Origin of the sequence: Mesorhizobium sp. B3-1-6 (assembly GCF_006439555.1) — a bacterium.
Classification (GTDB): Bacteria; Pseudomonadota; Alphaproteobacteria; order Rhizobiales; family Rhizobiaceae; genus Mesorhizobium.
Genome location: NZ_VFTM01000025.1, coordinates 40,923 through 61,888, shown reverse-complemented (window position 1 = coordinate 61,888; position 20,966 = coordinate 40,923). Strand labels below are relative to the sequence as shown.

At 61.5% G+C, this 20,966-nt stretch carries 24 protein-coding genes and 1 pseudogene; 12 read left to right on the top strand and 13 right to left on the bottom strand.

Going from position 1 to position 20,966, the window contains the following annotated elements; genetic code table 11:
- Nucleotides 1-133 precede the first annotated feature (133 nt).
- A complete protein-coding gene (locus FJ414_RS21660) occupies nucleotides 134-403 on the top strand; it encodes a hypothetical protein (protein ID WP_140646358.1) in 270 nt (89 codons plus the stop codon).
- Nucleotides 404-797: 394 nt separating this feature from the next.
- On the opposite strand, the gene FJ414_RS21655 is transcribed toward FJ414_RS21660, so the two are convergent.
- A complete protein-coding gene (locus tag FJ414_RS21655; RefSeq protein WP_140646356.1) occupies nucleotides 798-1,976 on the bottom strand; it encodes a zinc-dependent alcohol dehydrogenase in 1,179 nt (392 codons plus the stop codon).
- A 77-nt stretch (nucleotides 1,977-2,053) separates the two neighbouring features.
- Nucleotides 2,054-2,839, bottom strand: a complete 786-nt coding sequence (locus FJ414_RS21650; protein WP_140646354.1) for an SDR family NAD(P)-dependent oxidoreductase — start codon at nucleotides 2,837-2,839, stop codon at nucleotides 2,054-2,056.
- Between the two features lie 162 nt (nucleotides 2,840-3,001).
- Between FJ414_RS21650 and FJ414_RS21645 the strand changes: the two genes are divergently transcribed.
- Nucleotides 3,002-3,208, top strand: coding sequence for a hypothetical protein (locus tag FJ414_RS21645; protein ID WP_140646352.1), 207 nt, complete (start codon nucleotides 3,002-3,004; stop codon nucleotides 3,206-3,208).
- Nucleotides 3,209-3,437: 229 nt separating this feature from the next.
- Here the strand turns inward: FJ414_RS21645 and FJ414_RS21640 are convergent, their stop codons facing one another.
- The gene (locus tag FJ414_RS21640; RefSeq protein ID WP_140646351.1) at nucleotides 3,438-3,761 is read right to left on the bottom strand and encodes a hypothetical protein; all 324 of its coding nucleotides are present in this window, start codon (nucleotides 3,759-3,761) and stop codon (nucleotides 3,438-3,440) included.
- Between the two features lie 210 nt (nucleotides 3,762-3,971).
- Here FJ414_RS21640 and FJ414_RS21635 point away from each other — a divergent pair, with 210 nt between their 5' ends.
- Both FJ414_RS21635 and FJ414_RS21630 read left to right on the top strand, forming a co-directional pair.
- Complete coding sequence (locus FJ414_RS21635; protein ID WP_140646350.1) at nucleotides 3,972-4,457, top strand: hypothetical protein; 486 nt, start codon at nucleotides 3,972-3,974, stop codon at nucleotides 4,455-4,457.
- 284 nt (nucleotides 4,458-4,741) lie between these two features.
- Nucleotides 4,742-5,122 (top strand): response regulator, encoded by a 381-nt coding sequence (locus FJ414_RS21630; RefSeq protein WP_140646348.1) that lies wholly within the window; start codon nucleotides 4,742-4,744, stop codon nucleotides 5,120-5,122.
- 11 nt (nucleotides 5,123-5,133) lie between these two features.
- Here the strand turns inward: FJ414_RS21630 and FJ414_RS21625 are convergent, their stop codons facing one another.
- Genes FJ414_RS21625 through FJ414_RS21615 form a run of 3 tightly spaced genes read right to left on the bottom strand, consistent with a single transcriptional unit; the run spans nucleotide 5,134 to nucleotide 10,124 of the window.
- The gene (locus FJ414_RS21625; RefSeq protein ID WP_140646346.1) at nucleotides 5,134-5,508 is read right to left on the bottom strand and encodes a response regulator; all 375 of its coding nucleotides are present in this window, start codon (nucleotides 5,506-5,508) and stop codon (nucleotides 5,134-5,136) included.
- A 34-nt stretch (nucleotides 5,509-5,542) separates the two neighbouring features.
- Nucleotides 5,543-9,115: a CheR family methyltransferase gene (locus FJ414_RS21620; protein WP_140646344.1), complete on the bottom strand. Its 3,573-nt coding sequence runs from the start codon at nucleotides 9,113-9,115 to the stop codon at nucleotides 5,543-5,545.
- The gene (locus FJ414_RS21615) at nucleotides 9,069-10,124 is read right to left on the bottom strand and encodes a chemotaxis protein CheB (protein WP_140646343.1); all 1,056 of its coding nucleotides are present in this window, start codon (nucleotides 10,122-10,124) and stop codon (nucleotides 9,069-9,071) included. Before FJ414_RS21615 ends, FJ414_RS21620 begins: the two co-directional genes overlap by 47 nt.
- A gap of 334 nt (nucleotides 10,125-10,458) precedes the next feature.
- Between FJ414_RS21615 and FJ414_RS21610 the strand changes: the two genes are divergently transcribed.
- Nucleotides 10,459-10,890 (top strand): hypothetical protein, encoded by a 432-nt coding sequence (locus tag FJ414_RS21610; RefSeq protein ID WP_140646342.1) that lies wholly within the window; start codon nucleotides 10,459-10,461, stop codon nucleotides 10,888-10,890.
- Between the two features lie 52 nt (nucleotides 10,891-10,942).
- Here the strand turns inward: FJ414_RS21610 and FJ414_RS21605 are convergent, their stop codons facing one another.
- Nucleotides 10,943-11,518: a response regulator gene (locus tag FJ414_RS21605; RefSeq protein ID WP_226892159.1), complete on the bottom strand. Its 576-nt coding sequence runs from the start codon at nucleotides 11,516-11,518 to the stop codon at nucleotides 10,943-10,945.
- Between the two features lie 452 nt (nucleotides 11,519-11,970).
- Between FJ414_RS21605 and FJ414_RS21600 the strand changes: the two genes are divergently transcribed.
- Nucleotides 11,971-12,573 (top strand): diguanylate cyclase, encoded by a 603-nt coding sequence (locus FJ414_RS21600; protein ID WP_140646340.1) that lies wholly within the window; start codon nucleotides 11,971-11,973, stop codon nucleotides 12,571-12,573.
- Between the two features lie 169 nt (nucleotides 12,574-12,742).
- Here the strand turns inward: FJ414_RS21600 and FJ414_RS21595 are convergent, their stop codons facing one another.
- Nucleotides 12,743-12,946 carry a DUF2934 domain-containing protein gene (locus FJ414_RS21595; protein ID WP_140646339.1) on the bottom strand — a complete coding sequence of 68 codons (204 nt, stop codon included), beginning with the start codon at nucleotides 12,944-12,946 and terminating at the stop codon, nucleotides 12,743-12,745.
- A 160-nt stretch (nucleotides 12,947-13,106) separates the two neighbouring features.
- Between FJ414_RS21595 and FJ414_RS21590 the strand changes: the two genes are divergently transcribed.
- From FJ414_RS21590 to FJ414_RS21580, 3 genes are all read left to right on the top strand, one after another.
- Nucleotides 13,107-13,418, top strand: coding sequence for a hypothetical protein (locus FJ414_RS21590; protein ID WP_140646338.1), 312 nt, complete (start codon nucleotides 13,107-13,109; stop codon nucleotides 13,416-13,418).
- A 198-nt stretch (nucleotides 13,419-13,616) separates the two neighbouring features.
- A complete protein-coding gene (locus tag FJ414_RS21585) occupies nucleotides 13,617-14,141 on the top strand; it encodes a gamma-glutamylcyclotransferase family protein (protein WP_246672465.1) in 525 nt (174 codons plus the stop codon).
- A 91-nt stretch (nucleotides 14,142-14,232) separates the two neighbouring features.
- A complete protein-coding gene (locus FJ414_RS21580) occupies nucleotides 14,233-14,553 on the top strand; it encodes a DUF982 domain-containing protein (RefSeq protein ID WP_246672464.1) in 321 nt (106 codons plus the stop codon).
- A 299-nt stretch (nucleotides 14,554-14,852) separates the two neighbouring features.
- Here the strand turns inward: FJ414_RS21580 and FJ414_RS32125 are convergent.
- The 3 genes and pseudogenes from FJ414_RS32125 to FJ414_RS21570 all read right to left on the bottom strand — a co-directional run.
- Nucleotides 14,853-15,011, bottom strand: a pseudogene (locus FJ414_RS32125) (DUF6766 family protein); the annotation flags it as partial.
- A 216-nt stretch (nucleotides 15,012-15,227) separates the two neighbouring features.
- Nucleotides 15,228-15,608 carry a response regulator gene (locus tag FJ414_RS21575; protein WP_140646337.1) on the bottom strand — a complete coding sequence of 127 codons (381 nt, stop codon included), beginning with the start codon at nucleotides 15,606-15,608 and terminating at the stop codon, nucleotides 15,228-15,230.
- Nucleotides 15,609-15,824: 216 nt separating this feature from the next.
- The gene (locus tag FJ414_RS21570) at nucleotides 15,825-16,040 is read right to left on the bottom strand and encodes a hypothetical protein (protein WP_140646336.1); all 216 of its coding nucleotides are present in this window, start codon (nucleotides 16,038-16,040) and stop codon (nucleotides 15,825-15,827) included.
- A gap of 373 nt (nucleotides 16,041-16,413) precedes the next feature.
- On the opposite strand from FJ414_RS21570, the gene FJ414_RS21565 reads away from it, so the two are divergent.
- The 3 genes from FJ414_RS21565 (at nucleotide 16,414) to FJ414_RS21555 (ending at nucleotide 18,895) form a co-directional block, all read left to right on the top strand.
- On the top strand, nucleotides 16,414-16,632 hold the full coding sequence (locus FJ414_RS21565) for a hypothetical protein (RefSeq protein WP_140646335.1): 219 nt from the start codon (nucleotides 16,414-16,416) through the stop codon (nucleotides 16,630-16,632).
- 449 nt (nucleotides 16,633-17,081) lie between these two features.
- Nucleotides 17,082-17,825, top strand: a complete 744-nt coding sequence (locus FJ414_RS21560; RefSeq protein ID WP_140646442.1) for a Crp/Fnr family transcriptional regulator — start codon at nucleotides 17,082-17,084, stop codon at nucleotides 17,823-17,825.
- A 59-nt stretch (nucleotides 17,826-17,884) separates the two neighbouring features.
- Nucleotides 17,885-18,895, top strand: coding sequence for an HWE histidine kinase domain-containing protein (locus tag FJ414_RS21555; RefSeq protein WP_181181671.1), 1,011 nt, complete (start codon nucleotides 17,885-17,887; stop codon nucleotides 18,893-18,895).
- Nucleotides 18,896-19,001: 106 nt separating this feature from the next.
- Here the strand turns inward: FJ414_RS21555 and FJ414_RS21550 are convergent, their stop codons facing one another.
- Nucleotides 19,002-19,919, bottom strand: a complete 918-nt coding sequence (locus tag FJ414_RS21550) for a hypothetical protein (protein WP_140646333.1) — start codon at nucleotides 19,917-19,919, stop codon at nucleotides 19,002-19,004.
- 378 nt (nucleotides 19,920-20,297) lie between these two features.
- Nucleotides 20,298-20,894, bottom strand: coding sequence for an isochorismatase family cysteine hydrolase (locus FJ414_RS21545; protein WP_181181670.1), 597 nt, complete (start codon nucleotides 20,892-20,894; stop codon nucleotides 20,298-20,300).
- Nucleotides 20,895-20,966 lie beyond the last annotated feature (72 nt).

Genomic DNA, 20,966 nt, shown 5'->3' with positions numbered 1-20,966 from the left:
TTCCCTGCTTCAACAAAGTTCCCGTCCCAGGAGGTGCCGCAGCTTTGTCAGAGAGCCGTTCCACCATCTGGAACATTGCCTGTTGGCTGCTGTTAGGACCGCTCATCGGTCCCCGCTGCAGAAAGGAAAGTCCATGTCCGAGGCCAAGACGACCACCAACCACGACGAAATCCGGAAGTGGGTAGAAGAACGGAATGGCCAGCCGGCTGTCGTTCGCACGAAAGGCAAGGGCGGCATTCTGCGCATCGATTTCGGCGAGCCCGAAGACACGCTCGAACCGATCGAATGGGACGAATTCTTCCGCATCTTCGACGAGAACGATCTCGCCTTCCTGCATCAGGATGAAGCTGGCGGCGGAACGAGCCGCTTCAACAAATTCGTCGAGCGCAGCCGGAAGAGCTGACGGCCAAGGATAGTGTCATGGCGCCGTTGAAGGGAGAGGAGACCCTGCAACGGCGCCGCGACAGGCGGTCAGGCTGCCGCATTTGTTCGTCCCGCTCAATCGAGCGGCTTGTCCGTCGGCCTGGGTGTCGGCCCGGCCTCGCGGCGCCGGCCAGCATTGCGGCTGGCAACACGGTTATCGAGCGGCGAGGACGATGGCTCCGGGGCGCCTGCGGTCTTCGGAGCGATCGGCTTCGCGCCTGCATCGCTGCCCTGCGCATCGCGACGCGGATGTGGAAGACCTCCGCGGTCGGGCGACTTCACTGGAGGCTTGGACGTATCTTTCGCTTGAGCCATTTCGAACCTTCCTGGTTCAGTCAGAGATCTGCAAAGCCTATCATTCGCTATCGGCGCTATCAGCCGTGCGGGCGCATCACCACTTTGATGCAGCCGTCCTGCTTGTCGCGGAATGTCTTGTAGAGGCCGGGTCCGTCTTCGAGGCCGGCGCGGTGGGTGATGACGAAGGACGGGTCGATCTCGCCGCTCTCGACCTTTTGAAGGAGCGGCTCGAGATAGCGCTGGGTGTGGGTCTGGCCCATGCGGAATGTCAGCCCCTTGTTCATCGCCGCACCGAAGGGAATGTGATCGACCAGGCCGATATAGACACCGGGCACCGAGATGGTGCCGCCCTTGCGGCAGCAATAGATCACCTCGCGCAGCACATGCGGCCGGTCGGTGCCGAGATAGACGGTGGCCTTGGCCTTATCGAGCATGGAATCGGTCGTTGCGGTGGCATCGGCCTCGGTGCCGACGCAGTCGATGCAACTGTCCGGCCCGCGCCCGCCGGTCATGGCCATCAGGGCATCGTAAATATCGGAATTGCTGAAATCGAGCGTTTCCGCCTTGCCGTAGTCGCGCGCCATGGCAAGCCGTTCCGGCACCTTGTCGATGGCGATGACGCGGCCGGCGCCGAGCATCCACGCGCTCTGGATGGCAAACTGGCCGACCGGTCCACAACCCCAAATGGCGACAGTGTCGCCTTCCTGGATGCCGGCATTCTCGGCCGCCATGTAGCCGGTCGGAAAGATATCGGAGAGGAACAGCACCTGCTCGTCATCGATGCCGTCGGGCACCTTGATGGGGCCGACATCGGCGAAGGGAACGCGCAGATACTCGGCCTGTCCTCCCCAGTAGCCGCCGACCAGATGCGAATAGCCGAACAGGCCCGCGGGCGACTGGCCCATGACCTTGGCAGCCTGCTCGGCGTTGGGATTCGACCGGTCGCAGAGCGAGAACAGGCTGTTCTGACAGAACCAGCATTCTCCGCACGAGATGTTGAAGGGCACGACGACGCGATCGCCCTTCTTGAACTTCGTATGGGCGCGGCCGACCTCCACCACTTCGCCCATGGTCTCGTGGCCCAGCACGTCGCCCGATTTCATCGTCGGCATGTAGCCGTCCATCAGATGCAGGTCCGAACCGCATATGGCGCAGCAGGTGACCTTGATGATGATATCGCGGTCGTTCTCGATCGCCGGAGCGGCGACCTGATCGCAACGAATGTCGCCTTTGCCATGCCATGTCAGGGCTTTCATTGGGATTGTTCCTATGAATTGTGGGTCCTAGCGATGCGGCGGAACTGACGCTGAGCGGGAATGTCCCCGGATCATTTTCAGCCCTCTTTCGCCGAACCCGGCTCGGCCATCTCGCGGTGCTGTTCGGCCAGCGTGCCGGCCGGCGTGACATGGGCGGCGGCGACCTGCATCTTGTTCTTCCAGCCGCTGACGACCTGTTCTTCGCCTGCCATCAAGGCATCGTAGCCGTCTTTCGCCACATTCGCGGGGTTGTCCTTCTCCTGCGTTCCGACCTCGGTGTCCATCATGTCGGCACGCTCGAAGAAGCGCGTCTGCGTGGCCCCCGGCATCAGCACGGTCACGCTCACGCCGCTGTCTTTCAACTCGTGGCGCATCGCGATGGCAAAGGAATCGATGAAAGCCTTGGTGCCGTTGTAGACCGCCTGGAACGTACCCGGCATGAAGCCGGCAATCGAGCCGGTGAACAGGATCCGGCCGCGACCGCGCTCCACCATTTTGCGGCCGAGCTTATGGGCGAGATAGACGGTGCCGGTGATGTTGGTGTCGATTACGCGGCGTGCCTCGCTCCAGTCCTGGTCGACAAAGCCGCGGCCCAGGCCGCGCCCTGCATTGAGGAAGAGAAGATCGACGTCGCGATCGCCGATCTTGGCGATCAACTTGTCGGCGCCGTCCTCGCTTGCAAGGTCGGCCTCCACTGCGTCGACCGAGACGCCATGCGACTGGAGCGCCTCGGCGGCCTGCTCGATGGCCGGCTCATCGGCGACAATGGCTAGATCGTAGCCGTCCTTGGCGCAGAGTTTCGCGAGCGCCTTGCCGATGCCGCTCGAGGCGCCGGTGACGACCGCCAGTTTCCTGTTTCCCATTCGATCCTCCTGAGTGGTTCGGCCGAACATCCGGTTGGACCGAATGTTCCTCGGGCGGGTAGGATTTCGGGCAAGGAGGATTTGCGCGCGGCCGATTGCTATGCGGTCGGCCGAGGGAACCGCGTGGGCGCTCAGGCTGTTGGATCAGCAAGGAGCAATGGCATGGGACTCTTTTCCGACCTGAGCAAAAAGCTGACCGAGAACCTATATGCTCATGGAAGCTATCTGAGCGATCCGAGCGCCGACCTGCCGCGGCGGGTGGAGGAAACGGTCGATCTGCTGATGCCCTTCGTGAAGCCCGAAGCGCGGGAAACGGTCAAGCTGCAGATCCTCGGCATCATCCACGAGCATATCTTTGACGAGAAGTGACTCCGGCTCGATCCCGGAGACACTACCCGCGGGGGCTCTGTCACCCCGAACGTCGGGATCCGCGCTGCTTTTCGGCTTCGCGCAGCACCCGCACAATGGCGTCGACTGGAGAGGGGTGTGTTGTTGGCTGTGCTTTCCAGCGCCACAGATGACGAAACAAACGTCTCAAGCGCGGCATCGCAATTACCTCCTTGCGCCATCCAACCTGGGACGGGGAATGATGTTCCTTTCATACCTGGCGGAAGACCGCGGCGAGCAGAAACACAACCGCGGCCAGTACAACCAGCGCCACGATCACCAGCACCGGGCCATTCCTGCGCGGTTGCAGGCCGGGCGCGTTCTCTGGCGGCCGCATCGCGTTGGCAAAGCTTGTATGGTTGGTGAAGCTCGGTTTGCGCGGCCCGGCCGGCTTGGCGGAAGTCGGGACATCGCCGGCCTCGGCATCCGTCTCCTGCGGCGCCGCCGCAGGGTCGAACCCGGGGGTCTTGTCCTGCGTCCTGCCGGCCTGGATTTCGCCGCGGGCCTCGGCGGGTGTGCGTTGGTTGGGTGACATTCGGCACCTCCTTTGTTTCCAAACCTGCTTCCGACCCCGCTGTTCCAAGCGGGCCTTTAGGATGGATATCGATCAGGGAGCCGCCTTCGAGTTCATCGCGAGCGCTTTGGGGATGTCAGGCGCGGCTATCTAAGTCGATTCTTGAACTGGGGCGGAACTTTCGGGAGCAGGGGAGCTTTGTATCCCCGACGCGCAGACGAAGAGGCAGGAATGCAAGTTCTCGACACAGCGATACATGCCGGTACTGGACACGTGACGGTCGAATTTCTCGGCGAGGACGGGGAAAACATCGCTGTCACCATGGTTCTCTCCGACCGCTTGCCTGGCGATGCCGCACTTGTCGATCGCGCCAAAGAGTTGATGGTTCAGTGCGCGGCATTCGGCGGCCGATCTGCGCAAGGTAGCCAGGACGGCACCGTGGATGCCGTCCGGCCCGCCGACGAGCGGCCAATCGACGTGGGTCTCTATACATTCGAATATCGCGAGGGTGGCAGTTTGAGGCGGCTTGATGGGGTGGAATTCCCCAACGTCGAAGCTGTACATGATGAAGCGCTGCGCTCGGCGATCGATCTGCTCGACGATCCGGCTGCCGAACCTCGGCGGGAGGGCTGGGCGGTTCGGGGCGGCGACGGCGATGTAATCTTGTCCATCGCTATCGATGAGGCAAAGCGGGAAAAGGCGGCCGCGGCGTTGTGATGGAGGCAAGTCTGTGAAGGATCGGACTATAAATCTCTTTATGCCCTTGCACGCGATTGCCGCCGCAAGGGGCGATGGGCTGAGGTCGCAATTCCTTCGACTGTTCGAGGCCCGCGCGGCCTTGTCAGACCCCGACGTGATCCAACTTAGCCGGGGCGAGGACGCAGGCTTGGACCAAGCCGGCCCGAATCCTATCGGCAGCCGCGCAGCCGTTTGCGGGCGAAACATTGTGCGCTTCCCTGGCCGGCGGAGTACATCAAGCCGTGTGCCAGGAGGAGGTAAGCGTGTCTGAGGAGATCGTTATGCAAGCGCCCTTGGCACTGATCATTGAAGACGAATATTTGATCGCTTGCGACGTGGCGGATGGCTTAAGGGCGCTCGGCTTCGAGGTGGCGTGCGTGGCCTCGGAACGGGCAGCCGCGACATGGCTGGACGACAACCACCCCGATCTGGCCATCATCGACATTAAATTGCTCGACGGCCAACGGGGTACCGCCGCCGCTCGCCTCAAGGAAGCGGGTGTGCCTTTCGTCGTCCATTCGGGCTACGATCCGGCGTTCCAGTCCCCTGTCTTCCATGGCGCGCCTTTTCTGCCGAAACCTGCGCCGATCCGGCATCTGGTCGAACTTGCGAGCCGGTTGATAGGCGATCGCACCACGTCGTAGGCCAGGCTTTCTCAGTCCGGCGCATCGCTCTTGCGGAACCGCGACACCGCTTCGATCAACAGGTTGTAATCGACCGGCTTCGACAGCTTGGGCTTGTCGCGAAACTGGTCGGGAAAGACGGTGACGCTGTCATAGCCGGTAAGGAAAATGAAAGGGACACGGCCGAGCGTGAGATGCTCGGCCAGCGGAAAGCTTTGCTCCCCTCGAAGGTTCACATCCAGCACGGCTCCGTCCAGGGCAACACCATCGATTTGTGCAAGCGCCTGTCTGACCGTAGGTGCCGGGCCGATCACTGTGCATCCTGCTTGGGTCAACCGGTCGGTGAGATCCTCCGCAAGCATAAATACGTCCTCGACCACAAGGACATTCAGGCCGGACAAGAGCATGTTGTGTCCACTCCTCATCGCTCAGCGGCAAATGTCAGCGACCCTTGCCTGACGCAAGCGGAATTTTTATGTCGCATTCAAGCCCGGAGCGTTCGAACCTCAGATCGACCTTCCCTCCCAGCTCGTACTCCAAACTCTGCTGGATGAAGCTCGTTCCGAAATTCCGCCTTGGCGGCTCTTCGACGACAGGTCCGTCGATTTCCCTCCAGCGGATCGACAGAATGCCCGGTTTGTCGGTGTTCCAGGCTACTTCGACGCGACCGTCCTCTGTCGATAGGGCCCCGTATTTCGCGGCATTGCTGGCAAGCTCGAAGAACACCATGCCGAGTGTCGCGGCCGCGCTCGCGCCAAGCTGCAAAGGGCTTCCCAGGATGATGATATTCTGGCGCAGCTTGCTGCTGTAAGGCGACAGCACTGCCCGCAGCAACTGCTCGAGATCGGCATCTGTCCAGTTGTAGGAAGACAGCACGTCGTGCGTTCGACCCATTGCCTGCAGCCGCTGCTGGAAGGACGTGGAAAAATCGCCCATCGAACTGGATGTGCGAACCATGCGAGATGTCAGCGCGGTGATCGTGGCCAGGATATTCTTCACGCGGTGCTGCAATTCGTGCAGCAGCCTTTCCTGGCTGCGCTCGGCCTCCTTGTGGCTGGATATGTCGACCAGCGCCGCGATGGCGCCGCGGACCTTGCCCTTTTCGTCGAACAGCGGGTTGGCCGACATCATGACGTCGATTGCGGTGCCGTCTTCATGCTGGACCCTCGCTTCATAGCCGGGAATTGCCCTGCCGGTGCGCATTGTCTTGAGCAGTGGCTGGTCGTCGGTGCCTACCTTGGTTCCATTGAGCGTCAGCGGCAGGATTGCGGGCACGGATATCAGCTTGGTGCCGGCAGCGGGCCGACCCAACAGCTCCGCCGCGCGCCGGTTGGCGCGGATCTGCACGCCAGCGTCATCCTCGGCGATGAAGATGCCGATCGGCACGAGGTCGAGCAGGGTTCCGAGGCTTTCGACGCGGTTGCGCAGGTCGTGCGAGAGTGCGCCGATCGTTTTCTCGGCCTGCGTGATCTGGGTAATGTCGACGAAGGTGACGACGACGCCCGCTATGATGTTGTCGACTGTCCGGTAGGGCAGCACCCTCATGATATAGCTCTTGCCGTTGTCTATGCCCTCGATCTGCCGCTCGATCGTGCCAAGCCTTTGCAGCACCTGTTCCATGTCGGCCTGCAGGCCGTCGGCCGGGAAGCGTGGACGGACATGCGCCAGCGGCCGTCCGACATCGCTTTCCACCAGCCGGAACAGGTCGCGCGCGGTCGGTGTGAAGTTCTTGATGCAGAGGTCGCGGTCGAGGAAGACGGTGGCGATCTGCGTGCTTTCGAGCAGGTTCGCCACATCGTTGTTGGCGCGGGTGAGCTCGTCGACGCGCAGACTGAGCTCGGCATTGACGGTGTGCAACTCCTCGTTGATCGACTGGAGCTCCTCTTTCGAGGTCTCCAGTTCCTCGTTGGACGACTGCAACTCCTCGTTGATCGAGGAAAGCTCCTCGTTCGAGGATTTCAGCTCCTCGTTGGAGGATTCGAGTTCCTCCGTCGTGATCTGCAGACGCTCCTTGGTTTCCCTCAGCTCCCTTTCGAGCTGGCTGACATTGGCGCTTTCAACATCGTCGGTTATGTGGATGGCGTCGTCCTCGGCTTCAGGCTTGATCCCGCCGACATCCCGGAAGACCAGCATATAGAGGGGGTCGGAAGAACCATCGCCCGGCAGCGGCTGTACAGCCAGGCTGATCGTCTGACGCCCGCCATTGGTGCCGATGCTGATCTTATTCTGGACTGCCACCTGTCCGGTGCTTACGGCCTTGTGGAGCGCGGCCCTCAGATCCATGCGCAACCCGCGACGCGCCATGGAAAAGACGCTGTGGCTGGGGGCGCCGGAAGCGAGCTCCAGATATTTGCCCGTGCCGCCTGAGCTGTGCATCATTTCGCCGGCAGCATTCACGATCACATATGCCGGCGAATAGCGCTCGACGAGCAAACGCTCCGCGATTTCCTGCAGGGTTTCGGTCGTTGCCCGCCGGCGCGCACTTGGATCCGTCGATCTCGCCGCGGCAGCGAGCGGGAATTCCGGCAACCGATGTGTGGTGGCCCCGTTGCGCCTCTGGAAGATGCGGTTTGTCTTATCTACCGTCGAGAACAGCTGTGGATGGCGCGTGACGTTCTCCGAGGAACCGAGAAGGAGATAGCCGTTGTTGCGCAATGCGTAGTGAAAGATCGGGACGATCTTTTCCTGCAGTTCCGGGCCCATATAGATCAAAAGGTTGCGGCACGCGATCAGGTCGAGCTTGGAAAAGGGCGGATCTCGCAAGAGATTGTGCGCCGAAAAAAGGCAGATCTCCCGCAAGTCGGCGGAAATGCGGTACGTACCGTCCTCGCGCGAGAAGAACTCCTTCAGCCGCTTCGGCGCAACGTCCGGCGCGATCGTCGCCGAGTAGCGACCGGCGCGCGCCACTTCCAGCGCGCGCTCGTCGATGTCGGTGGCGAAGATCTGTAAGTTGGGCGAGGCGGCGCCGCGCGGCGCGTTTTCCTTCAAGAGCATGGCGATCGAATAGGCTTCCTCGCCGGTGGCGCAGCCCGGCACCCATACCCTGATCGTCTCGCCAGGCTTGCGGCTCTCGAGCAGCCGGGGAATGACCACACGTTCGAGAGCTTCGAAAGCCTGCGGGTCCCGGAAGAAGCTGGTGACGCCGATCAACAGGTCCTGGAACAAAAGATCGACCTGCTGCGGGTCCTCGCGTAGCCGCTCATAGAAGACGGTAGGATCGTCGATCTGCAGCACCTGCATGCGGCGCTGGATGCGCCGCAAAATGGTGTTGTCCTTATAGCCGCTGAAATCATGGCCTGTGCGCGAGCGAAGCAGGGCGACGATGCGCGAAAGCTGTTCGGTCACTTCGCGCTTGCGTCGATCCCGCTCGGTTTCGGTGCGGCTCGCGTGAGTGAAATAGCTGACCAGCTTGCCGGCCATCTCCTCCGCGGGAAGCACCATGTCGACCAGGCCGCTCTGGACGGCGCTGCGCATCATCCCGTCATATTCGGCGCTCTCCTGCGCAAGGGTCAGTCCGCCGCGCTCCTTGATAGCCCTCAGGCCGACGGTGCCGTCGCTGCCGGTTCCGGAAAGAATGATTGCGGCGGCGTTCTCGGCCTGCTCCTGCGCAAGCGAGGTGAAGAAATCATCGATCGGCGCCCGTTTGTCGCGCTCGGCCGCGATCTTGACCAAGTGAAAGCGCCGCTCTTCAATCCTCACCGAAACACCTGGCGGGATCACATAGATGTTATCGGCTTTGATCTCTACGCTTTCGGCAACTGTTTGCGTTGCGATCGCGGTTGAGCGCTGGAGGATGCTGGCAAGTGCACTTTCATGCTCGGCGTCGAGATGCTGGATGACCACGTAGGCGAAGCCGCTGTCGGCGGGCACCTCGGGAAAAAAGCTCCGCAATGCCGCGATCCCACCCGCCGATGCGCCGATGCCGACAATGGGGAAGGACGCCGGCTGTTTTTCATCGTCGCGCGAACTAACCCTTGCCTTGTGAGTACTTGCCTTCCGCGCTGACTTCGCCATTGCCCCTTACCTGAACCCGCCTGCTTTCGAGGATGCGTTCGATCACAGCGGCATCCGCCTCATATTCCTTCGCCCGCCTGCCCATTTCGGCGGCGAGTTCGGAGCGGAGCTTCGCCCGCTCCCGCTCTGCCATTCGCTTGGCAAACGCCGCCCGCTGCTGATGCGAGCGGAGCAGGCTCCACAGGATATCGTCGGCCTCCACCGCCTGCACCTCCATCACCGCGTCGGTGGTGAAGGCATGCCCGGTATGACACCGATAGCGCAGCATGTCACCGTCTTCGATCTCCCACAACGGCCCGTGACATTCCGGGCATGTAAACACTGACAATTCGCCAAGTCGATCCGCTTCTTGCATCGTCGAATGCTCCTGCGCGGCAATGGCCGCTTCCAATCTAACCACAGGCGGGGGAGGAAAGGATTCTCCGGGCGGCTCGACCGCAAGCTTTGCCAGCAAAGGGCCGAGCTCGGCAGCGGGCAGGCAGTGGTCGACGTCGACATAGCGCAGCGCGCTTTCAATCATCCCCGGCACCAGCGTGTCCTTGGGGTGCTGGACGACAGCCAGCCCGCCGACGGACTTGATGGCCCTTAACCCGGCGGTGCCGTCGGAAAGCGAACCCGAAAGCAGAACCCCGATGACACTCGCACCGTAGCTCAGCGCCGCCGAGCGGAACAAGGGGTCGATGGCCGGCCGGGCAAGGTTCTCGCGCGGGCCGCGCCGCAGCATCATATGGCCATCGTGAAGGAGAAGGTGGAAGCCGGGTGGCGCCACATAGATGCAGCCAGTCCTGAACTCTTCACCGTTCCTGGCCGGCTGCGTTTCGAGCGTGCCCGCGCGGTCTAGGATCTCCGGCAGGTAGCTGACCTGGCCGATATGCACCACGACGAACGTGGCGGCCGGCAGATCGGCGGGCAGGTCGTTGACAATCCGCTTCAGCGGCTCGATCCCGCCGGCCGACGCCCCGATGACGATGATATTGTGGTTGTTCGATGGGCCTTTGGAACGGGCCATTCGCCAACAAGCCTCCAAGCTTGGCTGAGAACCGCTTCGATGCAGTGATGGCGCCACCGCGGTTCAGCGGTTCAAACGACTGGTCAGATGTTCAACCATGCAATCTGCACGAAGTTCCATTCGCTGCCGGCCCAGGCTCATCATCGCGAGGATGGCTGGAACATAGCGGAGGACTGGCAGTTCGGGTTCGCTTCAGACGCCACGCCAGGCGTTTGTCGAAGATCGGTGGGCAACACCCTGATCGGCCCGCGCCTGTCCCTCGCAGGCGCGGGCTTCCGGCCCGGCAGGTCTGCCGCGCAGTGCAGATATCGGCCTCAAACCACAGGAGACAGCAATGAAGCATCAGACCTCATATGAACTTCAATCGGTGGCAGTCGTCGACCGGCTTGGATTGATTCCGCTTGCAACGAGAACGCAGCGGATCGAGCGGTGGGCGGAACTGCTGGACCGCAATCCCCTTCGGTGCCTGTCCGCGCTAACGGGCACCGAATATGTCGATCCCGAGGTTCGCGAACGCGTGCGCGCGGACGGATCGCCGCTCGCGGTTGCGTTCGATGATCCGTTGCTGCGCGCGGCCGGCTTGCAGTCCGACACCTACGGCGAGGCGAAGCGCTTTTTCGAATTGTCCGATTGGCAATTGCATGACGTCGTGTGCAGCTGCCATGCCGGCGCGACGATGCAAGCCAGCTGGGCTGCCGCGCGGGTCCGCCGGATCATAAAAGGCAACCGGATTCTCGGCTGGCTCAGAAGCCGCCTGACGCATTGAGAATGCTGGTCGCCCGGCGAACGCAGGTCGCCGGCGGCTCGGCTGTCTGAGATCAGTGCAGCAGACAAGCTCCGCGCAGCCGCGCCATCCTGCGCATGATGGTGTTCAGCCAGTCGGCGATCGACGACCCTTCGGGCCTTTTGTCGATATCTTCAAGCGCCTGTTCCAAAGTGTGCTCGACAAGGCGGTCGGAAGCGCCGGCATCGTCCAGCAGCAGACGCGCGGTGAGCCGGAGTTTGGGGAGCAGCGCTACGACGTCCTCCGCCGCGGTCGCCGGCTGCGCGAAGGTCAATGGCTCTGCAGAGGGCTCCGGCTGGAACAGCGCATCGACCACGACAGCACGGTTTGACGACTTGCTCAGGCTGCTCGCGAAACGCAAACGCTCGGGGATGGCGATCTCGTCATACCCGCTGAAGAAGACGAAAGGCACGTTGCGCCGCATCAATTCATCCGCTACCGGGAAAACGTGGCGGCCATGCAGATTGATATCCAGAATCGCTGCGTCCGCCGCCTTTGCATGTCGCCCGGCCTGCTCCACTGTCGCTGCCGGTCCGAGGATGATAGCGCCCATGTCAGCGAAGAAAGTCGCCAGATCGCTGGCCACCAGCCACTCGTCTTCCGCGATCAAGAGGTGAAGTCCCCTGAGGTTTCGCACACGAAGCTCCTTAGTTCATATTCTCATTGTGGTGAGACCTCAGTCGCGGGGCATGCCGGGTCGATACCCGGCGCGTATATCCACGAGATCGCAGGGAACCCAATTGGTAGAACGCGGCGACGTGTGAACCGTTCCAGCCGTTCACTGCGCGCGCTTCGATCGGGATCCGACAGGCATGGAACCATTCCGCCGGCCTGCGGTTCGGCGTGAGGTCGGCCGGGAACCATGACTATGACGTCGCACGGCGAAGCTCCCAGGGACGACAACGGGGTCGAAATGCCGAATGCGTCCGCGACCTTCCGGAAAGAGCGAGAATCCCAAGCGGGGTGGTGTTGGCGCTGATGCTGAAATACGGCAACGAGCCGAACGTGCTCGATCGCGAGGCTGCAAGCTCGAGCGCGACGCGGAGAACAGGGAGACACGCGGTGCTAGCTGATCCGATGGTGCTCATCCTAATGTATTTCGTCTTGCCGGTCTGGCTGATTGCGGGCTTTGCCGACTGGCTCTGCCATCGCGCCACCCACATCGAATCGACGACCGGTGCGAAGGAATCGCTCATTCATTTGCTGATGTTCGCCGAGGTTGGAATCCCGCTGCTTGCGGCAATGTTCCTGGAGGTGAATGCCTTGGTGATCGCCGTGATGATCGTCACCTTCTTCGTCCACGAAGCGACGGCGCTGTGGGACGTTCGCTATGCGACCACCGCGCGCACGGTGAGCCCGATCGAGCAGCATGTGCACAGCTTCCTGGAAATGATCCCGCTGATGGGTCTGGTCATCGTGGTGGCGCTGCATTGGGACCAATTCCTGGCTCTGTTCGGCGCCGGAACGGAAAAGGCTCGCCTCGATCTAACCTGGAAAGAACAGCAACTGCCGGTGACATATATTGCCGCCGTGATGATCGTCATCGTGCTGTTCGAACTGCTGCCCTATGTGGAGGAGTTCTTCAGAGGTTTGCGCGCCAACTCAGGCCGGCTGGTGCCTGCCAAGGCCAGACGGCATGAGCCCGGCGACACCGCGACGCGGTGAGGTTAGCTATCCTCTCGGCCATTCTGGTCGATAGCGTGCGGCGATGGCTGCTGGGCGCCACCGCGCGGGCGTCCGCCGTTTTGGTCCAACCAGACCCATAGCGCGACCAGAACGATCACCAGAATGCCAGGTGCAATTAGGATACGACGCATCCGCAGGCCGAGGTGCTTCAGCCGCCCGGCCTGTTGGCGGCAGGGTCGGAGACGACGCCAACTGCGGGATCGGGCGCCACCGGGCCGCGCTCGACTTCCGAACCTTCCGGCTCGATCTCCTGGACGGCTTGATCCCAGTGTTCCTGCTGGCGGCCCTCGGGGCGACCATCACGCTCCCAGATTTCATGGGCGCGTTGCCTGATGCGGTCTTCCCCGTCCATGACGAGCCTCCTTTCGCACCTCCGGTAGCGCTGCCCGCGCCTAGTTGATTGCCTGCACGTTTGTTCCGTCCGGTCAAAACTTGGGTGCCATGTATCGTGCTGGATCGGGAACGTCGCCTTCGCGCCATTGTTACCTCTCCATGGGAAATGGAGATCAGCCATGAACAATCAGAACCGCCGCGAGACGGGCGCCACAAAATATCCCGCTAATCGCGATCCGGATCCTGCCGACCAATTTTCGCAGGAAGCTGCCGAGAATGAAAAGCCTCGCGAAGGCATGGGTCTCACCAGACGACAGGGCGAGGTCGAGGACAGGACCCATCAGTCGGAGGGCCGCAATCCGCCGCGCCAGACCACCCCCAGCCCGGCTACGCAAAAGAGTTCAGGGGCCGGTCCCTCTGTCGCGGAGCATTCCAAGGACGCCAAGGCGCCGAGGAGTGGTCGTCAGTCCGGCGCCTACGTGAAGGAATGAACTGCGCCGCGGTCGTCGCGGAACATAGCCATGACTTCTAAGTTCAGGTACTGCCGCCGCCGACGATCCGGCGGCGGATTGTGAGGCTCTGGAACCGTCCGGAGCCGCCGCAACCATGGCGAATCGATGCTATGAACAAAGCAGCGTCACGCGAGTACCTGCGAGAATGGGCGGCGGCCGTTGGGCCGCGTTCGCTACTTGCTGGAGACAACCAACGGGTGCATCTCGACCAACGCGACAGGCTTCGCCGCCGGTCAAAGCCCGTCGATTGAGATGTCCAGCCGACCATTGGCCGAGAACGTGTTCGTGTTCGGCACTTTGAAAAGAGGCTTTCCGCTCCACGATGAAGGCCTGTCGGGCGCGCGATTTATCGGCCCGTGCCGTACCAAACAGCGATATCCGATGCTGATCGCAGGGCCACGCTTCGCCCCGATGATGTTCAATGAGCCCGGGAGCGGCCTTCATGTCAGCGGCGAGCTTTATATCGTCGATGGATGCGTTCTGGCGAAGCTCGATAGCATTGAGTCAATCGGCAAACCGGGGAACTTTCGCATTCTGATCGAGATCGATCCTGTCGCGGACGGGTCAAGCACGCTGGCACATGTCTACATGAAGTCTCGCAGCCTTGCCGATCCGATCCAATCCGGATTGCTCGACCGCTACGAGGATCGGCGTTTCATCCGGGAGGACCCGGCAAAGCCCGGCCCGCGATGTTGTCCGTGACACAGGATTGCGGGGCCGGGCCCAGCCTAGGTGAGGGCACAAAGGCCAAATCAACATTGCCCCATGAATGACGGCACTGCGTTAACATAGGTTGTTGATTGCGACGGCAATTACGCGCTTCTTTTTGTGCGAAATCGTCAGCGGCAAAACGATCATGCGCACAGAACGCATCAAACGTTTTCGCAAACCGGTTATCGTGCAGCCCGGCAGGGTCGATCGTGATCGGGTGGTGGTCACTGTGCTGGATGCGGCCGACATCCTTCTGCATATTTGGCCGCAACCGGACTCCAGCGCGCGACATCATGCAATCAGGGCATGTTTGTCGGTGTTGCGGGACGGGAAGCCTCCACGCGTGGCACGCCAGGCCTTCATCGCCGCCGCAAAAGACGCAAGGATTTTCCTTGGCGACTAGACTTAAGGTCGGCCGCTATTTTCGCCTGCGAGCCCCTCTCCCGGCGCCTTGAGCATTTCGCCAGAGCGGATAAAGGCTTCTGTCTCTCTCGATCCTGTCCAGCAGCACGCGGGATTGCTGCAGCAGAATTTGGGCCTGGGCAATGGCCGAGCCGGTTTCAGCCATCAGACGCTCCGCGCGCCTGCGTGTCCGGAGAAGGTCTTCCAGGTACAATTGAATGCTATGCGAGCGCAATTCATCCATAGCGCCGAACAGCGAAGCAAGCCGCATGTTCCATTCAGTCGATGAGCCCGTGGTCATCAGACAGAATGGCGATCACGGCGAACGGTGGTGCCCCGGCTGTCAGTGACCCGCTTCGCATGTGGCGCATGTACTGGCTTGCTCTCGGGGGAGCCGCGCTCTCTCAGCCAGATAGCCAACAGCACCAGGACGCCCGTCGACAAAAAATCGCTCTGCCAAGGCGATCATCAGCTCCAACGCACCATCCAGGCATGGTTGCGATGCAGGCGCCGCTGCATTCGTCACAGCTCTGGCGATGAGAGTGGCAGACACCCGCGTTGCCGCTCACGAACCCGCTTTGTAAATCCCGCATGGTAGCGCTAGGCGCGCACCCGTCGCCGTCCCTCCAAAGCCGCTGTCGACCTTAGGCAGCCATGCAAAACGGCAACAGGCTGCTATTGCGTTTGAGCGTCTCCCAGCGCCTTGGAAATGGCGCCGACGATTTGCCGGAGCTGCACCGGCTTCTGCAGCCGCTCGATGTCGTCGAACCGGTCGGGGATCACCTCCTTATCGTAGCCGGTGATGAAAACGAACGGGATACGGATATCCTTGAGGGAATCGGCCAGGCTGAATGACGGCCCGGGCCCGAGGTTGATATCGAGTAGAACCGCATGGGGGCGCCGCTCTTCGAGTTCAGCCCTTGCAGCCCGATCGGATGGACATGGCCCGATGACCTCGGCGCCGGCGCAGCGCAACGCGCGCGCCGCCTCGAGGGCGATGTAATATTCGTCCTCCACGACCAGCACAGTGCGGCCGCCGAGATCAGATCCTCCCATCACAGCCAGTGCTCCTCCAAACACCGTGTCACCCTTAGGAGCGCTTCTTGCTGCCCCCGGCGACCGCCAAATTGACGCGGCGGATGACTCCCTTTGCCATCTTTCCGCAATCCAGCCTCCCGCTCCAATATTGGCATGACGATATTACTGGTCGACGCATGTCGGAGCGGAAAGGAATATGGCTCAGCGTCGCGAAATCTCAATGGCAGCGCATCTTCAGATACCATTTGCGTCTGTTTCCTCGCGTGCCGGGTTCTGCAACGCCTGCTTGAGGGCCTCGATCAACGCCGGGGGGCAGGGTTCGCCCTCGTGGAGATTTTCGTAAAACGACCGGACGATGTCCTCGATCGGCACCGCCAGATCGGACAGCGAGAGCTCACGCGCTACAGCCGTGATATCGCAAAAACCAGAGCCGTTGGGAGCGGAGATCATTTTATCCTTCTTATTGTTCGGCTGGACGCATCGCGGGCGATCCCGGGCGCCATTTCGACCGGGTCCGCCGGTGACGCTGAAGATATCTGCGCTCGGCGCCGGTGCCCGACATAACGCAGGTTAAAGCGACTCTTTCCCGGTTCGGATAAATCTCAGCCCTGGCTTGACAAAACGGCGGCAGCCAAAGAGAGCCGGAGGGCCCGCCTAACTCTACCCCCAAGGCGAGGCGGGCCCTTTCTCCTGATCGGACCCTTGCCGCGCCGAAGCTTCCAAAGAATTTCCGCCTTCCTCTCATGGGTTAATGCGTGGCCGCGAGGCCGGGCGCAATTATCAACTGCAAGACAGCAAAAGCGCGGCTAAGGGAGGTTGCGGCGTGATCAAATATCATCCTGTGCGGCTCAACGAACTCATCGAACATTACATGGAAACGCGTTCCTCGAACCGCTCGCCGGTGTCCGTGGCCGCGGCCACGCGTGCCATCTTGACGGTCATGCCGGATTGCTCGGTCGAGAGCCCGCAATTGAGCAACATGATCGCGCGATCGGCCGTAAAGCACGGCCATGTCGTGAGCTTCGACTTGATGGGCAACTGATCCGGCGACGAACCTTCAGCGGTGCCGGCAATGGCTGGCGTGTCATTTCCGGTATGTGACGCGCCAGTTCCATAGGATCGTAAGGCTTCTCAGGTCTGCGACTTTCGCGTCGTAGCCGGTGGCGAAAACCAGCGGCAGCCGCCGGCAAAGTCGACGGTGGCGAGGTCCAGAGGGAGGACGGCGGCGTCGACGCGATCATGACAGGCTTCCATCGCTTCATAGTTGGTCGCGACAGGACCGATGACAGCCAGACCGAGCGCAGCGAGCGCTTTGGTGATATCCTGGCCCAGAAAAATACTTGTCTTCCATCTCGAGCACGCGAGCACCGGCGACCTTCTAATCCATTGGCCTGCCTCCCCCGACGGCGAGTCGCCGCGCCCATGCTGGACATTAACATAGGTAAGGTCGCCGGCGGATCATTCTGTGTACCACGGGACAAGAGGATAAGGATGAGGCGACCTCTGATCCGCAAGCTCGAGAAATTCACGCGGCTTTCGCATGCCGACAAGGAGATGCTGGTCAAAATCGCGGCGCAACGCGTCCGGCGCTTCTCCGCCCGAGAAGACATTATCCATGAAGGCGAGAAACCTGAATTCATCAATCTGATCAACGAGGGCTGGGCCTACCGCTATAAGACCCTCGAAGACGGACGCCGGCAGATCATTGCGTTTTTCCTCCCCGGCGATCTGTGCGATCTCAACGTCTTCATCCTCAAGGAAATGGACCACTCGATCGGTGCCATCACGCCGGTCGTAGTCTCGGAAATTTCACGCGCCGCTTTCGACGAGATGATGATCCGGCACCCGCGCATCACTCAGGCACTGTGGTGGGAATTGCTCGTCGCGGCGGCCATCCAGCGCGAGTGGACGGTCAACCTCGGCCAGCGCGATGCGCTCGAGCGGATGGCGCATCTGTTATGCGAGTTGTTCATCCGGCTGGAGGCTGCCGGCTGCACAAGCAATAGCAGTTGCGAATTCCCGTTGACGCAGACGGAGTTGGGCGAGACGCTGGGTCTGTCGACGGTTCACGTCAATCGTACGCTGCAGGAGTTGCGCGCTTCGAACCTCATTGTGCTGAAGGACAGGACGCTCACCATTCCCAATCTCCAGGCATTGCAGGACGTCGCGCTTTTCAATCCCAACTATTTGCATCTCGATCGCGAAGGCAGGCATCTCGATGCTAATGAGGAGTGATGTCCAAGGGCCCGCCCAACAAGCCGCTTGAACGCGGTCTGGCCAATGTCAACGCGGCCATGCGCGAGCATGCGCCTGCCGAGGCCCGACTGCGTGACGGCGAGGAGAACCTGCAGGATTTCGGAGAGGCCGCCTCGGACGTATTGTGGATCCGCAACGCCGAGACGCTGCAGTGGGAATACCTGACGCCCGCTTTCGATCCCATTTACGGGATGAGCCGTGAACAGGCCTTGGCCGGCAACCACTTCGCCACCTGGATCGAGCTTATCGTGCCCGAAGATCGCGAGTATGTGCTGGGCCAGATCGAGCGCATTCGCGAGGGCGAACGCGCGACCTTCGAATACCGCATATGCCGGCCAGCCGACAACGAGATACGCTGGCTGCGCGATGCCGATTTTCCGATGCGCGATGAAGCGGGAAAGGTCGCCCATATCGGTGGCGTCGGCCAGGACATCACGCGTCAGCGGGAAGCCGAGGAACGGCAGCAGGCGCGCTTCGCTGAATTGCAGCATCATGCGCGCAACACGCTGGCGGTCATCCGTTCGATCGTGCGGCGTACGATGGAAAAGAGCGAATCGCTGGACGAGGCGGCGGCTCATCTGGAGGGTCGCATCAACGCTTTCGCCCGTGTGCAGGCAGCCATCACGCGGCGCCCGTCCATCGGCATCAATCTGGCGTCGATCGTCGCGGAAGAATTGCGCGCCGCAGGTGGCCGGGAAGACGAGAACCTGATGATCAAAGGCCCGTCCGTGGCTCTGGCGCCCAAGGCCGCCGAGACAATGGGGCTGGCCATTCACGAGCTGGCGACGAATGCCCTGAAGTACGGAGCACTTTCAAGTCGCGCGGGCCGCATCGACATCGAATGGCAGCTGGAAGAAGACACGCTCCGCTTCACATGGACAGAAAGCAGTCCCCATGATTTCAGCCCCGCTGAGCGGCGCGGCTTCGGCCTGGAGGTGCTGGAGCACACCTTGCCTTACGAGCTCGGAGCGACGGTGGATTTGCGGATCGCTCCGAGCGGTCTCAATTTCATGGCTGTCATCCCGCTTGAGGCCATCGGCAGCCAGTAGCACCACGGGCGGCGGCTGAATTGCCCTTCTATTCTTTGTTTCAAAACAATTCCGAGAGGAAAGCCGCTCACACTTTCCTGGAATGCTCCAGGCCCGGCGATATCCGTCAGCCGTTTCGCAAAAAGCGGGCCTCGTCCTCATCTCTCTGGCGGCCACCAAGCACTCCGGCGACGGCCGCGATGAAGGCGCCGATTACCAGAGACAAAGCTCCGATCAGCGCGGTCGTGGCGCTTGCCTTGCGAGCCTTATCGGCGGCCGTCTTGGCCTTGTTCTTGGCATCCTCGATCCGCGCCAAGACGTCGTCGACCCGCTTCAGCGCATCAGCCTGTGGAAGACCCGTGCGCGACGCTACCAGGCGGGCGAGATAAGCCTTGTCGTCCGCGCTCATTTCCCCGTTCGCGGCGCCGACCGCCAGTATGCGTGATGCCTGGGCCGTGATGTCCGCGTTGTTCTGGGGCGCGCCAGCCGCGGGAGGCGCGGCAGCGGCTGCGTTGTCGGCCGGCCGGAACAACGAGTCGACGAAGTATCCGGCCAAGTCATTGGCGGATGGCGACTGCGCCGAGGCCCGCGAAGCCGCGCCGGTGGCGGCGCCGCTCAACAAGCCGGTCGCGGCCTGGGTGCCTGCGCCGACAATCCCCGAGATCGCCGAACCAAGGACGGTCGCCACCAGCAAGGTAGCCAAGGCCCAAGCGAGGAAGCCATGCGCCGTATCACGGAAATACACCTCGTCGGTGTGGACGTTGACCCATTTGGTGCGAAGCCGCCCGGCAATATAGCCTCCCAGCGCGGATGAGAGCCATTGCACGATGACAAGCCAGATCGCGGTCGAGACCGCAAATGTCGTCAGGGAGGCGCTGCCCCAGGGCGACATCATGGTCAGGCCAAGCCCGGACCCTACGAGCATCAGGACGACTGTAAGGGTTGAGGCCGCAAAAGCGCCGGCCACAATGGGACCCCAACTGACCGCGGAGCTCGACGTTTCGATTGCGGCCGGTTCATCGACCCCGGAAAATGCATTGGTCATCGTCGGGCTCCTAACGCGCGAAAAGCATCAAAAGAATGATGATCGGGATTGGAACGCCGAGCAGCCAGAGCAGAATACCTCGTCCCATTTCTTCCTCCTGGAAATCATGTTCAGATGCTTGTACCTAATTCCCGGATTTGGCTTTCGTTCCTTTCGACGGATGAAGCGCCGACTTGATCCAAAGCTGGGGGCTTCAGCGGGCAAAGCCCGCCCGCAAGGGGGAACGGGCGGGCCTCGATCAGACAATTGAGGCCTGAGATGGCGCATGGGGACGCGACATGCGCCATCGCCGGTCGAACTGAGGTTTTGCCTAGATATTCCCGGAGAACTCAGCAATCAGGACAGTCAAAATGGCCGTACCAACATCGCTCAAGGCGGCTAATGCCAGTATCCAAGAATAGCGTCTACCGGCGCCACCTCGACATGGTGGGAGTAGCGCTTGGTGAAGAGCTTCAGGATGTTTTCATAGGCTTCATCGGACGTGCTGCAAATGGCGTCCTCCGCCAAGATCGTTCGATAGTCGAGATCGACAGAGCCGAGCAAGGTCGCCAGAACGCACATGTCGGCCTCGCCGCCGCTGACGATGACCTCCTCGACGCCTTCGGACTGAAGCACGCGAGCAAGTTCGCCGCTCAGCCACGGTGAATAGATCGGTTTATCGAACAGGCACGCCGGCGGGATGTGGATGGCAAGCTCGGGCAGAAGTTCGACCATCTCCTTGCCGGCCCTTGCGATCGTCATCTCCGCCAGAGGCTCATATTCCACTGACCATGGCCTTTGCCCGGATTCAACGCCGGGATGAACCTGGTGAAGATCGTGGCTTCCGGTCGCTTGCGCACCAGCCTGTGAACTTGTGGCAGGCAGCCATTCGACCGCCCAAGGCCCCAGCGGCGTGACATCTGCTGCATGTTTACGGAGATATGGACGGCTTTCTCCGAGATCGGTGAGAGCGCTGCCAAAGTATTTTGCCTTCAAATCGCGGCGCGTTCGAAATCGCGAGAAGCAGTTCGCGTGTCGAAATCCCGCGTCGGGCTGGACTCTTTGATG

What these genes read in the sequence shown, in the direction of transcription:
- FJ414_RS21660 (WP_140646358.1), top strand. Translation starts at nt 134, where the DNA reads ATGTCCGAGGCCAAGACGACCACCAACCACGACGAAATCCGGAAGTGG.
- FJ414_RS21655 (WP_140646356.1), bottom strand. Translation starts at nt 1,976, where the DNA reads ATGAAAGCCCTGACATGGCATGGCAAAGGCGACATTCGTTGCGATCAG.
- FJ414_RS21650 (WP_140646354.1), bottom strand. Translation starts at nt 2,839, where the DNA reads ATGGGAAACAGGAAACTGGCGGTCGTCACCGGCGCCTCGAGCGGCATC.
- FJ414_RS21645 (WP_140646352.1), top strand. Translation starts at nt 3,002, where the DNA reads ATGGGACTCTTTTCCGACCTGAGCAAAAAGCTGACCGAGAACCTATAT.
- FJ414_RS21640 (WP_140646351.1), bottom strand. Translation starts at nt 3,761, where the DNA reads ATGTCACCCAACCAACGCACACCCGCCGAGGCCCGCGGCGAAATCCAG.
- FJ414_RS21635 (WP_140646350.1), top strand. Translation starts at nt 3,972, where the DNA reads ATGCAAGTTCTCGACACAGCGATACATGCCGGTACTGGACACGTGACG.
- FJ414_RS21625 (WP_140646346.1), bottom strand. Translation starts at nt 5,508, where the DNA reads ATGCTCTTGTCCGGCCTGAATGTCCTTGTGGTCGAGGACGTATTTATG.
- FJ414_RS21620 (WP_140646344.1), bottom strand. Translation starts at nt 9,115, where the DNA reads ATGGCGAAGTCAGCGCGGAAGGCAAGTACTCACAAGGCAAGGGTTAGT.
- FJ414_RS21615 (WP_140646343.1), bottom strand. Translation starts at nt 10,124, where the DNA reads ATGGCCCGTTCCAAAGGCCCATCGAACAACCACAATATCATCGTCATC.
- FJ414_RS21610 (WP_140646342.1), top strand. Translation starts at nt 10,459, where the DNA reads ATGAAGCATCAGACCTCATATGAACTTCAATCGGTGGCAGTCGTCGAC.
- FJ414_RS21595 (WP_140646339.1), bottom strand. Translation starts at nt 12,946, where the DNA reads ATGGACGGGGAAGACCGCATCAGGCAACGCGCCCATGAAATCTGGGAG.
- FJ414_RS21590 (WP_140646338.1), top strand. Translation starts at nt 13,107, where the DNA reads ATGAACAATCAGAACCGCCGCGAGACGGGCGCCACAAAATATCCCGCT.
- FJ414_RS21575 (WP_140646337.1), bottom strand. Translation starts at nt 15,608, where the DNA reads ATGGGAGGATCTGATCTCGGCGGCCGCACTGTGCTGGTCGTGGAGGAC.
- FJ414_RS21570 (WP_140646336.1), bottom strand. Translation starts at nt 16,040, where the DNA reads ATGATCTCCGCTCCCAACGGCTCTGGTTTTTGCGATATCACGGCTGTA.
- FJ414_RS21560 (WP_140646442.1), top strand. Translation starts at nt 17,082, where the DNA reads ATGAGGCGACCTCTGATCCGCAAGCTCGAGAAATTCACGCGGCTTTCG.
- FJ414_RS21555 (WP_181181671.1), top strand. Translation starts at nt 17,885, where the DNA reads ATGCGCGAGCATGCGCCTGCCGAGGCCCGACTGCGTGACGGCGAGGAG.
- FJ414_RS21550 (WP_140646333.1), bottom strand. Translation starts at nt 19,919, where the DNA reads ATGACCAATGCATTTTCCGGGGTCGATGAACCGGCCGCAATCGAAACG.